We start from the raw sequence: 13,909 nt of genomic DNA, 5'->3' as shown, positions 1-13,909 counted from the left end.
TTCACAAAACCTTTTTAGATAATACTAAAAAGAGTATGATTAACGTGTGAGGTGAAGGTGAGTGAAGAAAGTCATTCATCAAGCAGCTTTTTTAATGCTAGTAAGTATTGTGCTTTGTATAATGCCATACCGTGCAGATGCGAATGAAAAGGAGCCGATGACATTATTTCTTGAGCGCGTGTATGTGGATGGAGTCGTAAGTCAAGAGATGATCAAAAGCCCTTCTATGACGAAAAAACAATTAATGGAAAAATATAAAAATTGGCGACTGCTTAAAGAAACGGATCAAGAGCTAGTTTTTAGAACAAGCATAGACGATATTTCACCTATTTTAAAAGAGAACGGCTACGTAGGGCTTTCTGTTAACGGTATTCTCTCAGCATTTGAAGGCAAACCAGCTTCGTCGCAGCACATTATACAGTCGTTTTTTCAAATTGACATCAAAAGGCTTGAAAGCTATCAGCATGAACAATTAAAGAAAGGTATTCGCGTTCAATCAAAAGATGAATATCTTTCCCTCATTAATTTCTATAAAATCTATCAGCTCCAGCAGCGGCCGCTTTCAATCAAGCAGCCGTTTTTTAGTATGGTAAAATAATTATTGAATGCAACATTCTAAATTGCTTCTATTTGCTTTTGGCGATATGTTAAAATGGTATTCAACAGTCTAGTATTGTATATAACTTAAAAGGTCATTCATCAATAAAAGTGGGCGGTTCTATTTTTTACAGCTATTGTAAAAGTCGGTTGACAAAGATGAAAAGAGGCAAACGTTCTCTTGAAAGTCTTTTTTAAAAGCAACTTTAAAGGAAAATAGAGAACGATGCGGGCAGGATTCTTCGTAGGCAAAGTTGAAGGTCAATGCCCGCGCGTACGTGATTAAGGAGAGAGCTTATTGTTTGATTATATCAAAGGCACTGTTACATATATAAATCCTGAGTATGTAGTAATTGAAAACAACGGGATAGGCTATCAAGTCTTTACGCCGAATCCATATGTATTTTCAATTGATGAACAACCAAAGACGGTTTACACCTACCAATATGTAAGAGAAGACGTAATTGCCCTTTACGGGTTTGCTTCGCGAGAACAAAAGGATTTATTTATGAAGTTAATTAGCGTGTCAGGAATCGGCCCAAAAGGCGGTTTAGCTATTTTAGCGTCAGGTAATCCAGCGCAGGTTGTCCAAGCTGTGGAGGAGGAAGACGAGAAGTTTTTAGTTAAGTTTCCAGGAGTAGGTAAAAAAACAGCTCGACAGATGATTCTAGATTTAAAAGGAAAGCTGCATGATATTGTACCAGATGCCGTTCCTTCTTTATTTGCAGATCTGGACGCACAAGAAGTCAAATCTCAAAGTTCAGAAGCACTCGATGAAGCGATTGAAGCACTTAAAGTATTAGGTTATGCAGAAAGAGAAATCAAAAAAATTGTTCCGGCTTTAATGAAGGAAACGATGACAACAGATCAGTATATTAAAGAAGCGCTAAAACAATTATTGAAACAATAAGTAAGGGAGGAGTAAAATGGACGATCGTATTGTAACGGGAGATGTTCTTGGTGAAGAAGAAATCATCGAGCAAAGTTTGCGGCCGCAAACCTTACAGCAGTATATTGGTCAGCATAAAGTAAAATCTCATCTTGACATTTTTATTAAAGCTGCCAAAATGCGAAGCGAAACGTTAGATCACGTGCTTTTATATGGTCCTCCAGGATTAGGTAAAACAACCCTTGCCACTATTATCGCTAATGAAATGGGCGTGCAAATCCGTACGACCTCGGGGCCAGCCATTGAGCGTCCAGGCGACTTAGCCGCGGTTTTAACCAGCTTAGAGCCTGGAGATGTGCTTTTTATTGATGAAATTCATCGATTAAATCGTTCGGTTGAAGAAGTACTATACCCAGCAATGGAAGATTTCTGTTTGGATATTGTGATTGGAAAAGGGCCGAGTGCACGTTCTGTCCGTCTTGATTTGCCTCCGTTTACGCTAGTAGGTGCAACGACAAGAGCAGGGCTTTTATCTTCTCCTTTGCGTGATCGCTTCGGCGTTTTAAGCCGTTTAGAATATTATCAAGAAGAAGATCTTGCTTCGATAGTAGAAAGAACAGCAGCTATTTTAGATGTAGAGATTGATCAGAAAGCTACGTTTGAGATGGCTAGGCGTGCTAGGGGAACCCCGCGTATTGCGAATCGCTTGCTTCGAAGAGTCAGAGATTTTGCTCAGGTCAAAGGAGACGGAGCCATAACCGAAAGGCTTGCCACTGAAGCATTAGAAATGTTGCAGGTGGACCGTTTAGGTCTTGATCATATTGACCATAAATTATTAAGAGGGATTATCGAAAAATTTAGAGGCGGACCTGTAGGGTTAGACACAATATCGGCTACTATTGGTGAAGAGTCTCACACAATTGAAGACGTATATGAGCCGTATCTATTGCAAATCGGCTTTTTGCAGCGAACGCCGCGAGGACGAATTGTGACGCCTTTGGTTTATGATCATTTTCAGCTGGAGGTGCCTGATCAGTGAATGATATGCCTAAGATGCTTATCACATTAGGGGGCATTTTAGTCGTCATTGGGCTGGTATGGCAGTTCGTTGGCAAGCTTCCTGGCGATATTTTTATTAAAAAAGGAAATACAACCTTTTATTTCCCGATTGTGACATGTATTCTAGTAAGCGTTGTGTTATCACTTATTTTTTATGTAATTGGCAGATTTAAATAATTAAGTAGAAACAGGTGAACATTTTGAAAGTAGATTTATTTGATTTTCATTTACCAGAAGAATTGATTGCCCAAACGCCGCTTGAGCAGCGAGATGCGTCAAGACTCATGGTATTAAACAAAGAAACAGGAAGTGTGAAGCATCATATGTTTCATGACCTTCTTGATTATGTGCAAGAAGGAGATTGTTTAGTGTTAAACGACACGCGTGTTCTTCCTGCACGATTATTTGGGACAAAAGAAGATACAGGTGCTAATATTGAAGTATTGCTTTTAAAACAAACACAGGGCGATACGTGGGAGACGCTTGTAAAACCGGCTAAGCGAGTAAAAGAAGGCACGGTTATTTCGTTTGGTGACGGACGTCTGACAGCTGTATGTAAAGAAACGAGCGACCAAGGCGGACGTTTGCTAGAATTTAACTATGAAGGCATCTTTTATGAGGTTCTGGAACAGCTGGGAGAAATGCCGCTGCCGCCTTATATTAAAGAACGCTTGGATGATCAAGAGCGCTACCAAACGGTTTTTGCTCGCGAACAAGGTTCTGCAGCAGCGCCAACAGCAGGTCTTCACTTTACAGAAGAGATGCTTGAACAGTTAAAAGAAAAAGGTGTGCATATTGCATTTTTAACGCTTCATGTCGGATTGGGTACATTCCGTCCAGTCAGCGTTGACGACTTAGAAGAGCACGATATGCACTCAGAGTTTTATCAAGTGAGTGAAGGCACCGCTGCTTTACTAAACAGCGTACGTGAAAAAGGCGGTCGCATTATTTCAGTAGGCACAACTTCTACCCGTACCCTTGAAACGATTGCAACTGAGCATAACGGCAAATTTGTTGCTTCTTCAGGCTGGACCAATATTTTTATCTTCCCAGGGTATGAATTTAAAGCAATTGATGGAATGATTACAAATTTCCATCTTCCAAAATCTACGCTCATTATGCTTGTAAGTGCCTTAGCAGGAAGAGAAAACGTCATTTCTGCCTATGAACAAGCTGTAGCAGAGAAGTATCGTTTTTTCAGCTTCGGCGACGCGATGCTAATTTTGTAATTTAACATGAAAGGAATACATCAATGACAGCAATTCGTTACGAACATATAAAAACTTGTAAACAAACAGGAGCGCGTTTAGGGATTGTCCATACGCCTCACGGCTCATTTGAAACGCCTATTTTCATGCCAGTAGGCACATTAGCTACAGTAAAAACAATGTCTCCGGAAGATTTAAAAGCAATGGGGGCAGGCATTATTTTAAGTAATACGTATCATTTATGGCTTCGTCCAGGTCATGAAATTGTTAAAAAAGCGGGAGGCCTTCATAAATTTATGAACTGGGATCGTCCCATCTTAACGGATTCAGGCGGCTTCCAAGTTTTTAGCTTAAGTGATTTGCGCCGTATTGAAGAAGAAGGCGTTCATTTCCGCAACCATTTGAATGGAGACAAGCTTTTCTTATCTCCAGAAAAAGCGATGGACATCCAAAATGCGCTTGGGTCTGATATTATGATGGCATTTGATGAATGCCCACCTTATCCAGCAGAATATGACTACTTAAAACGTTCAGTTGAACGCACAAGCCGCTGGGCAGAGCGATGCCTTGAGGCTCACAGCCGCCCTCAAGACCAAGGTCTTTTTGGTATTGTTCAAGGCGGAGAGTTTGAAGATTTACGCCGCCAAAGTGCAGCTGATTTAGTTTCAATGGACTTCCCAGGTTATGCTGTGGGAGGGCTGTCAGTTGGAGAACCAAAAGATGTAATGAATCGTGTGCTTGAGTTTACGACGCCATATTTACCAACCGACAAACCACGTTATTTAATGGGAGTGGGATCACCTGACTCGTTAATTGATGGAGCGATTCGCGGAATCGATATGTTTGATTGCGTATTACCAACGCGTATTGCACGTAACGGAACGCTTATGACAAGCGAAGGTCGTCTTGTTGTTAAAAATGCAAAATATGCAGAAGACTTCGGTCCGATTGATCCAAATTGTGACTGCTACACGTGTCAAAATTATTCAAGAGCGTATATTCGCCACTTAATTCGCTGTAATGAAACGTTTGGAATTCGTTTAACATCTTACCATAACTTATATTTTCTGCTAAACTTAATGGAGCAAGTCCGTGAAGCCATTCGCGAAGACCGACTTGGCGATTTCCGCGATGAGTTCTTTGAAAAATATGGGTTTAACGGCCCGGACGCAAAGAATTTCTAGGTCACTACAGGAATTTTCATCAAATTTATGAATGAGTACCTGTTGATAATATAAATAAAAGGAGGAGTTTTCATGGGTGTTTTACAAAATATTTGGCCATTACTTTTAATGTTTGTCATTTTCTATTTCTTGTTAATCCGTCCACAGCAAAAACGTCAAAAAAACGTACAGCAAATGCAATCAGCACTTAAAAAAGGTGATAAGATTGTTACAATTGGCGGTATGCACGGTCTGGTAGAAGCAATCGATGAGTCACAAGTTGTGGTTCGCAGCACTGACGGTTCAAAATTAACGTTTGACCGCAATGCTATTCGTGAAGTAAGAAGCGTAGATTAATAAAAAAACGTCACGTACATGTACGTGACGTTTTTTTATGCTTCTCGTGAACCGGCAATGTTTACGCCAACAATTCCCCCGAGAATAGCGACTCCAATAAATCCAGCGTGAAATAAAAGCTGCTGTGCAGAAAACAGGTGACTATAGCCGAGGAATTGCAGCAAAAACATTAAAAAAGAATAAGAAATACCAGTGGCGCCTCCAACAAGAAGTCCCTTTGAACCGTTTCGTCCTCCTGCGATAAATCCTCCGATAAACAGTGTAATAAATGAGAGAATAAGTAAAAATAAACGTACGGACTGTTCTTCAAGCGATGTGAATTTTAAAATAAGCGAAAAGATAATGCTAATCGCTAAAGCCATCACTAAGATTGTTGCTACCCCTGCAAATACAGCGTTGCTCATTCGTTTTGCACCCAACTTGTTTCCCCCTCATGAAATAAAAAGATAGGTGAACCCTTAGTACGAGCATATTCGGGATGACTTCAAAATAGACGCATAAAAGTAAGGCTATTTTAAAATAAATGGTACAAACTACAAGGGAATACATAAAGGAGGTCTTTGCGGTGGAGTTGTTGATCATGGTTGCGCGAACCGTTCTTTTATATGTAGTAGTTTTAATTATTTTTCGCGTTATGGGCAAAAGGGAAATAGGGGAGCTGAGCATATTGGATTTAGTGGTCTTTATTATGATTGCTGAAATGGCAGTAATGGCTATTGAAAACCCAAAAGATCCTTTGCTGTATTCAATTCTTCCGATGTTAACGCTTCTTATTATTCAAATCGGCTTAGCTATATGGTCTCTTAAAAGCAATCGAATGCGAAATTTTATTGATGGCAAACCTAGTATTATCATTGAAAATGGAAAAATAAACGAACATGAAATGAAAAGGCAGCGATATAACTTCAATGACTTGCTCGTGCAGCTCCGTGATAAAAATATAAAAAATGTAGCTGATGTTGAATTCGCTATTTTAGAATCTTCAGGAAGGCTATCCGTGTTTGAAAAAGATCAGCAATCAGGTGAAAAAGGCAATTTGAATTTGCCTTTTATCATTGACGGCATTATTCAAGAAGAGCATCTGCTGCATGAACATAAAACGACGGAATGGTTAAGGACAGAGCTGGAAAAGCGAGGGTATTCAAACTTAGATAAGATTTCATATTGCAGCTACGACAACGGAAAATTTTTTATAGATTTGGTAGATGTGAAACAATAAAACGCGGATTGCTCCGCGTTTTATTTTCGTTTAAAATAGCGCAAAACAGAAAAACGGTTTAATTCTTCTTTTGTTATCAGTCTAAAAAGCAGCAAAAACAATACGTATACAAAGCTTGTCAGTGCAATTGATAAGACGGTTCGCAAACTCAAAGGGATGGAAGTGAAAAGCTTCATATAAGCGAAGTGTCCAATAAAACCTGATATGCCCATTACAGCAAAGCTGCGAAGATACTCAAACACATGAAGCTTATACGTGATTTTTTTCATAACCGTAGACAGGTGTAAAAGAGTGACAAGCATCATTCCCACAACAATTGCAAGACCAGCTCCCATAATGCCTAGATTGGGCTGAGTTGCGAGTAAGAAGATAAGAGATGTTTTGACCGCTGCTCCTATAAAACTGTTAATCATGGCGGCTTTTGCAAGGTCTAGCGCCTGCAGAACAGCTTGAAGCGGCCCTTGAAAGTAATAAAAGATAAAGAAAGGCGCCATGACTTTGACAAAAATAGCAGCTTTGTCAGAACCATACATCAATTCCATTACCGGATTAGCAAATACATAAAGAACAACAACGGCCAGTCCGCCTGTTACAAACGACAAGCGGAGAGCTTGATGAAGCCGATATTCGATTTGTTTCATTTGATTCTGTGCAAGAGATTCACTGATTGCGGGAACCAAAGAAGTAGATAGAGACACCGTTACAAAAGAAGGCAACATCAGGAGCGGGAGTGCAAAGCCTGTTAATTCTCCGTACTGCTTCGTTGCTACCGCTGTCGCTATTCCTGCGATTGCTAAACTTTGAGCCACTACAATCGGTTCTAAAAACCAAGAAATTGACCCAATCATGCGGCTTCCTGTCGTAGGAAGAGCGATTCGCATTAAGTCAAGGAACGTATCTTTGCCTGCATGTAAAGAAGCAAAAAATTTTCGTCTTACCGTTATTTTCTTCTTTCGCTTGAACATAAACATCATATAAAACAGTGAAGCTAGTTCTCCAAATACGGAAGAGAGCATAGCGCCAGCCGCAGCGTACTCGATTCCATAAGGCAAAAATGCTTTTGTACATACGGCAATTAACGTAATGCGCACCACTTGTTCGATAATTTGAGAATAAGCAGCAGGCTTCATTTGCTGCTTTCCTTGAAAATATCCGCGGATGACAGACGAGACGGCGATGATTGGAATAACTGGAATAATCGCAAGCAGCGGATAGATTGTACGTGAATCTGTAAAGAAGGTTTTTGCTACAACGGGAGCGAATAATATTAGTCCGAGCGTAAATAAAACGCTCAGCGTGCACGTAATACTTAAAGAGACGACAAGTATTTTTTTTATTTTATGCCTGTCACCTAAAGCTTCTGCTTCTGCCACTAACTTGGATATGGCAACCGGTAGCCCAAGCTGTGTTAAGGTGATTACTAATACCAGCGTGGGGACCGCCATCATATAAAGTCCCACACCTTCGTCTCCAATCATTCGAGCCACCACAATTCGATTGACAAACCCGAGTACACGTGTAATTAAGCCAGCAATTATTAAAATAATAGTTCCCTGTAAAAATTTAGACATATACTCACTGCTTTCTTGAGGTTTATACAGTGAATATATGCGCCGTCGGTGTCCAAGCATGACAAGTATTCCTCATACGAGAAAGAAATTTTACGCAAAATGTCAAACGGAAAGGAGGATCGATATGACACATCCATTTATTTCAGCTTCGAAAGAACTTATACAGCCTGTCGTATCCAGCAAAATGGAAGAATTTCATATGCTCGGATATGAAGAAGTAACGGAGAACGATTTATTGAGTTATTTGGAAATGAAAAAATGGAAAAAAGAAAAGGAGCTATCTCTCCACCAAGTTGTAAATGATATTTTATCTGTTAAGATCACGCAGGTGATGAGCTATGTAACAATTGAATCTTATAAATCTGATATGTTCTCAAGTGTTAATAATGGAGAAGACTGGAAAGAATTATTAAAGTAGAGTTTGTAAAATACATGTATTAAAATTTGATAAGGTCTTTATTTGACAGACATTAGGTTATGAATGATAATTAGATTGGTCATTTATCTATTGTTATCATTTCATGTTTTTTACATAAGAAGGAGGATTTTCTGTCGATGGTTAAAAGAGGACGTATCGTTGCCTTTTTCCTCTTAGTACTGCTTGTGTTTAGTACAATCGGAACAACGATGACTGGAATTACAAAAGATATTAAACTTGGCCTCGACCTTCAAGGTGGATTTGAAATTTTATATAAAGTCAGTCCAGCTAAAAAAGGCGATGTCATTGACAAAAAGGCACTTAACAGCACGGTTGAAGCGCTGCGTCAACGTGTCGATGTACTGGGAGTTAGTGAGCCCAGCATTCAAATTGAAGGAAACGACCGCATCCGCGTTCAGCTAGCTGGTGTCACGAATCAAAAGCAAGCCAGGGATTTGTTATCAACTCAAGCAAACTTAACGTTCCGTGACGTGAACGATAAGGTGCTGATGGATGGTACAGACTTAGCGCAAGGCGGAGCAAAGCAATCGTTTGACCAAAGCAATCAGCCTAGCGTCTCACTAAAGTTAAAAAATGCGAAAAAATTTGAAAAGATCACGCGAGAGCTTTCTCAAAAACCAGCACCTAACAATTTAATTGTCATTTGGCTGGATTATGAAGAAGGAAAAGACTCGTACCAAAAAGAATCAGCAAAACAAAATCCGAAGTATCTGTCTGCAGCCTCTGTTAGCAGCGTGTTAACGCAGCCAGATGTTGAAATTTCAGGTGGAAACTTCACAGTGAAAAGTGCAACGCAGCTGGCGGAATTGCTAAATGCCGGGTCGCTGCCAGTTAAATTAGATGAGCTATACTCTACATCCGTTGGAGCGCAGTTTGGGGAAGAAGCTCTTCACACGACTATATTAGCGGGTATTATCGGGATTGGGGTTATCTTCCTTTATATGCTGTTTTTCTACCGTATACCGGGGCTTATTGCCATTATTACACTCAGCTTCTACGTGTATTTAAACCTGCTTGTATTTGACTTGATGCATGTGGTTATGACCCTTCCAGGTATTGCGGCTCTTATTCTCGGTGTAGGTATGGCAGTCGATGCGAATATCATTACGTACGAGCGGATTAAAGATGAACTGAAAACAGGAAGGTCTGTTATATCGGCCTACCGGGCAGGAAATCGTCGCTCACTTGCGACCATTTTTGATGCCAATATTACAACGATGTTAGCGGCTCTTGTATTATTCTTTTATGGTCAAAGTTCAGTAAAAGGATTTGCAACAACATTAATGATCGGAATTGTGCTAAGTTTTATTACGGCCGTATACGGTACGCGATTATTAATGAGCCTTTTAGTAAACAGCCGCTGGTTTGATAAAAAACCAGGCTACTTTGGCGTGAAGAAAGAGCAAATTCACGATTTAAGCAAAGATGACGGCACAACCGTTTTACCTACAGCGTGGGATAAAATTGACTTTGTTAAATACCGTAAAGCGTTCTTCACATTCTCAAGCGTGCTGGTCATTATCGGTATTATTTCGGTTGCTGTGTTCAAGCTGAATCTTGGTATTGACTTTACGAGCGGAACTCGCATAGAAATTCCGGCAAATCATACCGTTACGCAGGCTGAGATACAGCGTGAAATGAAGTCTCTTGATATCAAAACGGATGATGTAGTTATTACAGGGAAAAGTAATGATACAGGTGTTGTACGTGTAGTTGGAGTCTTGGATAAAAAAGAAATTGCTAATTTGAAAGATCACTTTAAAGACAAGTACGGTTCTGAACCAAATGTAAGCACCGTTTCGCCCACAGTAGGAAAAGAACTGGCGAAAAATGCAATGATGGCGATTTTAATTGCTTCAATTGGAATTATCATCTATGTAACGATTCGATTTGAATTTTATATGGCTCTTGCAGCCGTACTTGCTTTGTTACATGATGCGTTCTTTATCGTTACGGTCTTCAGCTTAACGAAATTAGAAGTGGATTTAACGTTTATCGCCGCTGTCTTGACGATTGTTGGTTACTCGATTAACGATACGATCGTTACGTTTGACCGCATTCGTGAAAATATGCAGAAATTTAAATCCAAAACGTTTGACGATTTGGCGTTTATCGTAAATTTAAGCTTGCGTGAAACGTTTACTCGTTCAATGAACACCGTGTTAACAGTTGTGATTGCAGTTGTAGCACTTCTTCTATTCGGAAGTGAATCGATTCAAAACTTCTCAATTGCCCTGTTAGTAGGTTTAATTCTTGGTGCATATTCATCTGTGTTTATTGCTGCTCAGCTATGGCTTGTGTGGAAAGGGAAACAGTTGAAGCGCGAGCAACAAAAAGAAGTAGAAAGCAAGTAATTACAAAAACGTGCGTAAGTTTTCGCACGTTTTTTTGTGTGTGAAAATTCAAGACCCACTGTCAGAAAAATATGCTTATTTTCTTTCGTTGCTCCATTTCATCCACTCTAGTATAATAATGTGGGTTAAGGGGTGAAGAGACATGTTACAGTCAAAAAAACGTTGGAATGTTCAAGAATGTGATGAACAACTTGTTAATGAATTTGTAGAAAACCTCAATATTACACCTCTAGTAGCTTCGTTATTACTTAATAGAGGCATGACAACAGTAGAAGCGGCACGTGAGTTTTTACACGTTGATGCACAAACGTTCCACGATCCGTTTTTATTGCACGATATGGACAAAGCGGTAGCTCGTATTCAGCAAGCAATTGATCATAATGAAAAAATTATGATCTATGGAGATTACGATGCGGACGGCGTCAGCAGTACTTCTGTTATGTTATCTGCTTTACAGCAGCTCGGCGCTGATACTGATTTTTATATTCCTAATCGCTTTACAGAAGGTTATGGGCCGAATAAGGCAGCATTTGATAAAATAAACACAGGCGGCTATCAGCTGGTGATTACGGTAGACACAGGTATTTCGGCAGTCGAAGAAACGGCGTATGCACGTGAATTAGATTTTGATTTAATTATTACGGATCACCACGAGCCGGGTCCGGTTTTACCGGATGCGTATGCAATTATTCATCCAAAGCTGCCGGGAAGTACATATCCATTTAAAGAACTGGCAGGTGTAGGAGTGGCTTTTAAACTCGCTCATGCGCTGTTAGGGGAGCTTCCGGAACATTTGTTAGAACTAGCAGTGATTGGGACGATTGCTGACTTAGTTCCTTTAGTCGACGAAAACCGCTTAATTGCTCGCAAAGGTCTTGACTATTTGAAGTTCACGAAGCGCACTGGAATTGAAGCGCTGTTGAGTGTATGTGGAGTAAAACGCGAAGAAATTACTGAAGATACAATTGGATTTGCCATGGCTCCTCGCATTAATGCAGTAGGGCGTCTTCAAGATGCTGATCCAGCTGTTCACTTGCTTATGACAACAAATGCTGAAGAGGCAAAAGGTTTAGCTAAAGAAATTGATGCGTTAAACAAGGAAAGGCAGCAAATCGTAAACGATATTACGGAAGAAGCCGTTGAATTTGTTGAAAATATGTATCCTCCGGATGAAAACAGCGTTCTTATTGTAGAGGGAGAAGGATGGAATGCAGGCGTTGTTGGAATTGTCGCTTCTAGGCTCGTAGAAAAGTTCTACAGACCAACAATTGTACTAAGTATTGACTCCGAAAATCGTATTGCCAAAGGTTCAGCAAGAAGTATCGAAGGCTTTGACTTATTCGCGAACTTATCTAAATGCCGTGACATTTTGCCGCATTTTGGAGGGCATCCAATGGCAGCCGGCATGACGTTAAACAGCGATGATGTAGAAGAGCTGCGCAGACGTCTTAATGAACAAGCAAGCAACGTGTTAACCGAACAGGATTTTATTCCAATTACATCAGTTGATACAGTATGCACAACAGAGGAAATTACGCTGGAGAACATTGAACAAATGAGTGCGCTTGCTCCATTTGGTATGCATAACCCGAAGCCAAAAGTTCTCATTAAAGATGTTCATACAACATCTATGCGGAAAATTGGTGCTAATAAAAATCATTTAAAACTCGTATTTGAAGACAGCGGTGTATCGGTTGATGCAGTAGGATTTGGGTTAGGCTATATATTAGATGAAGTATCTCCTATAGCTAAGGTATCATTAGTAGGTGAACTATCTATTAATGAGTGGAACAATATGCGCAAACCGCAGCTGATGGTAGAAGATATCTCTGTAGACGAGTGGCAGATGTTTGATTATCGCAGTGCGGTTGATGTCAAACGTTTCTTTGAACAGGTATTCACGGATCAAATGAAAGTCGTTGCTTTTCATGATTCAACAATTGATAAATACAAGTCGCTGCTGCCGATGGAGCATGTTGTTCTTATTCAAAATGAAGAACAGGCAAACGCATGTATGTGTGCAGGGGAACAGATCGTTTTATTAGATTTGCCTCCTTCACAGAAGTGGCTTGAAGCTTTGTTTGTCCAAGGTATTCCTTCTAGAATATACGCTATTTTCTTAACGGAAGAAGACCATTATTTTGATACAATCCCAACTCGTGATCACTTTAAATGGTTTTACGGCTTTTTAGCGAAAAAGGGTCCTTTTGATTTAAAACGCTACAAAGAAGATTTAGCGATTCATAAGGGCTGGTCGAAAGAAACGATTGATTTTATGGCAAAGGTGTTTTTTGAGTTAGAATTTGTTACAATAAACAATGGCTTAATTTCGTTAGTGAAAAATTCTGCGAAACGTGATTTAATAGAATCTGCGACTTATCGCCAAAAGCAGCAGCAGATTGAAATAGAAAAAAACTTTATTTATACGTCATATGTACAGCTTAAAAATCAATTTCAAGATATTTTTAAGCGTTCGATTGAATGAGGAGGCAACATTAGAATGAATTTTAAAGATTATATTACAATTGTACCTGACTGGCCAAAACCAGGTATTACATTTAAAGATATCTCAACATTAATGGATAACGGTGACGCATACCGTGCTGCAACGGATGAGATTGTAAAATATGCCAATGATAAACAAGTTGATATTATCGTAGGACCGGAAGCTCGCGGATTTATCGTTGGTTGTCCAGTAGCATATGCGCTAGGTATTGGCTTTGCACCTGTTCGTAAAGAAGGAAAATTACCGCGTGAAGTAATCAAAGTAGATTATGGTTTAGAATACGGTAAAGACGTATTAACGATTCATAAAGATGCAATTAAGCCAGGTCAGCGCGTGTTGATTACAGATGATTTATTAGCAACAGGCGGTACAATTGAAGCGACAATTAAGCTTGTCGAAGAATTAGGCGGAATTGTTGTTGGAGCTGCGTTCTTAATTGAACTTTCTTACCTTGACGGCCGTGACAAACTAGACGGTTACGATGTATTCACATTAATGACGTATTAAGACGAACGATCACATAAAAAAGAGTACCTGATACAGGTGC

At 39.8% G+C, this 13,909-nt stretch carries 14 protein-coding genes; 12 read left to right on the top strand and 2 right to left on the bottom strand.

Translation table 11 applies throughout. From position 1 onward, the window contains the following. Nucleotides 1-61: 61 nt before the first annotated feature. The 7 genes from N178_RS10995 to yajC all read left to right on the top strand — a co-directional run bounded on the left by N178_RS10995 (nucleotide 62) and on the right by yajC (nucleotide 5,273). Entirely contained in the window at nucleotides 62-598 is a 537-nt protein-coding gene (locus tag N178_RS10995) for a BofC C-terminal domain-containing protein (protein WP_052942386.1), read from the top strand. A gap of 297 nt (nucleotides 599-895) precedes the next feature. Then, nucleotides 896-1,507, top strand: coding sequence for a Holliday junction branch migration protein RuvA (ruvA, locus tag N178_RS10990; protein WP_045292141.1), 612 nt, complete (start codon nucleotides 896-898; stop codon nucleotides 1,505-1,507). A gap of 16 nt (nucleotides 1,508-1,523) precedes the next feature. Then, on the top strand, nucleotides 1,524-2,525 hold the full coding sequence (gene ruvB / locus N178_RS10985) for a Holliday junction branch migration DNA helicase RuvB (RefSeq protein ID WP_045292139.1): 1,002 nt from the start codon (nucleotides 1,524-1,526) through the stop codon (nucleotides 2,523-2,525). After that, entirely contained in the window at nucleotides 2,522-2,722 is a 201-nt protein-coding gene (locus N178_RS10980) for a DUF2905 domain-containing protein (RefSeq protein WP_045292137.1), read from the top strand. The genes ruvB and N178_RS10980 overlap by 4 nt, the downstream gene beginning before the upstream one ends. 23 nt (nucleotides 2,723-2,745) lie before the next feature. Continuing rightward, on the top strand, nucleotides 2,746-3,774 hold the full coding sequence (queA, locus tag N178_RS10975) for a tRNA preQ1(34) S-adenosylmethionine ribosyltransferase-isomerase QueA (RefSeq protein WP_013059318.1): 1,029 nt from the start codon (nucleotides 2,746-2,748) through the stop codon (nucleotides 3,772-3,774). A gap of 23 nt (nucleotides 3,775-3,797) precedes the next feature. Further along, entirely contained in the window at nucleotides 3,798-4,937 is a 1,140-nt protein-coding gene (gene tgt, locus N178_RS10970) for a tRNA guanosine(34) transglycosylase Tgt (protein ID WP_013059317.1), read from the top strand. Nucleotides 4,938-5,009: 72 nt separating this feature from the next. Beyond that, on the top strand, nucleotides 5,010-5,273 hold the full coding sequence (gene yajC, locus N178_RS10965; protein ID WP_028411695.1) for a preprotein translocase subunit YajC: 264 nt from the start codon (nucleotides 5,010-5,012) through the stop codon (nucleotides 5,271-5,273). Nucleotides 5,274-5,308: 35 nt separating this feature from the next. Here yajC and N178_RS10960 read toward each other — a convergent pair whose 3' ends face one another. Beyond that, nucleotides 5,309-5,692, bottom strand: a complete 384-nt coding sequence (locus N178_RS10960) for a TIGR04086 family membrane protein (RefSeq protein WP_014458132.1) — start codon at nucleotides 5,690-5,692, stop codon at nucleotides 5,309-5,311. Nucleotides 5,693-5,838: 146 nt separating this feature from the next. Here N178_RS10960 and N178_RS10955 point away from each other — a divergent pair, with 146 nt between their 5' ends. Further along, on the top strand, nucleotides 5,839-6,492 hold the full coding sequence (locus tag N178_RS10955; RefSeq protein ID WP_405105263.1) for a DUF421 domain-containing protein: 654 nt from the start codon (nucleotides 5,839-5,841) through the stop codon (nucleotides 6,490-6,492). Between the two features lie 20 nt (nucleotides 6,493-6,512). On the opposite strand, the gene spoVB is transcribed toward N178_RS10955, so the two are convergent. Beyond that, the gene (gene spoVB / locus N178_RS10950) at nucleotides 6,513-8,123 is read right to left on the bottom strand and encodes a stage V sporulation protein B (protein ID WP_080890171.1); all 1,611 of its coding nucleotides are present in this window, start codon (nucleotides 8,121-8,123) and stop codon (nucleotides 6,513-6,515) included. 64 nt (nucleotides 8,124-8,187) lie between these two features. On the opposite strand from spoVB, the gene N178_RS10945 reads away from it, so the two are divergent. The 4 genes from N178_RS10945 to N178_RS10930 all read left to right on the top strand — a co-directional run bounded on the left by N178_RS10945 (nucleotide 8,188) and on the right by N178_RS10930 (nucleotide 13,869). Further along, nucleotides 8,188-8,481, top strand: a complete 294-nt coding sequence (locus N178_RS10945) for a post-transcriptional regulator (RefSeq protein WP_028411692.1) — start codon at nucleotides 8,188-8,190, stop codon at nucleotides 8,479-8,481. Nucleotides 8,482-8,618: 137 nt separating this feature from the next. Beyond that, nucleotides 8,619-10,856 (top strand): protein translocase subunit SecDF, encoded by a 2,238-nt coding sequence (secDF, locus tag N178_RS10940; protein WP_045292136.1) that lies wholly within the window; start codon nucleotides 8,619-8,621, stop codon nucleotides 10,854-10,856. Between the two features lie 142 nt (nucleotides 10,857-10,998). Continuing rightward, nucleotides 10,999-13,341: a single-stranded-DNA-specific exonuclease RecJ gene (gene recJ / locus N178_RS10935; RefSeq protein WP_045292134.1), complete on the top strand. Its 2,343-nt coding sequence runs from the start codon at nucleotides 10,999-11,001 to the stop codon at nucleotides 13,339-13,341. Between the two features lie 15 nt (nucleotides 13,342-13,356). Next, nucleotides 13,357-13,869: an adenine phosphoribosyltransferase gene (locus tag N178_RS10930; RefSeq protein ID WP_013059309.1), complete on the top strand. Its 513-nt coding sequence runs from the start codon at nucleotides 13,357-13,359 to the stop codon at nucleotides 13,867-13,869. Nucleotides 13,870-13,909 lie beyond the last annotated feature (40 nt).

Source organism: Priestia aryabhattai B8W22 (assembly GCF_000956595.1).
In the GTDB taxonomy this organism is placed as follows: Bacteria; Bacillota; Bacilli; order Bacillales; family Bacillaceae_H; genus Priestia; species Priestia aryabhattai.
The sequence above is the reverse complement of the archived record's forward strand: the minus strand, read 5'-3'. Positions and strand labels throughout refer to the sequence as shown.

What these genes read in the sequence shown, in the direction of transcription:
- yajC (WP_028411695.1), top strand. Translation starts at nt 5,010, where the DNA reads ATGGGTGTTTTACAAAATATTTGGCCATTACTTTTAATGTTTGTCATT.
- secDF (WP_045292136.1), top strand. Translation starts at nt 8,619, where the DNA reads ATGGTTAAAAGAGGACGTATCGTTGCCTTTTTCCTCTTAGTACTGCTT.
- N178_RS10930 (WP_013059309.1), top strand. Translation starts at nt 13,357, where the DNA reads ATGAATTTTAAAGATTATATTACAATTGTACCTGACTGGCCAAAACCA.
- ruvB (WP_045292139.1), top strand. Translation starts at nt 1,524, where the DNA reads ATGGACGATCGTATTGTAACGGGAGATGTTCTTGGTGAAGAAGAAATC.
- tgt (WP_013059317.1), top strand. Translation starts at nt 3,798, where the DNA reads ATGACAGCAATTCGTTACGAACATATAAAAACTTGTAAACAAACAGGA.
- recJ (WP_045292134.1), top strand. Translation starts at nt 10,999, where the DNA reads ATGTTACAGTCAAAAAAACGTTGGAATGTTCAAGAATGTGATGAACAA.
- N178_RS10945 (WP_028411692.1), top strand. Translation starts at nt 8,188, where the DNA reads ATGACACATCCATTTATTTCAGCTTCGAAAGAACTTATACAGCCTGTC.
- spoVB (WP_080890171.1), bottom strand. Translation starts at nt 8,123, where the DNA reads ATGCTTGGACACCGACGGCGCATATATTCACTGTATAAACCTCAAGAA.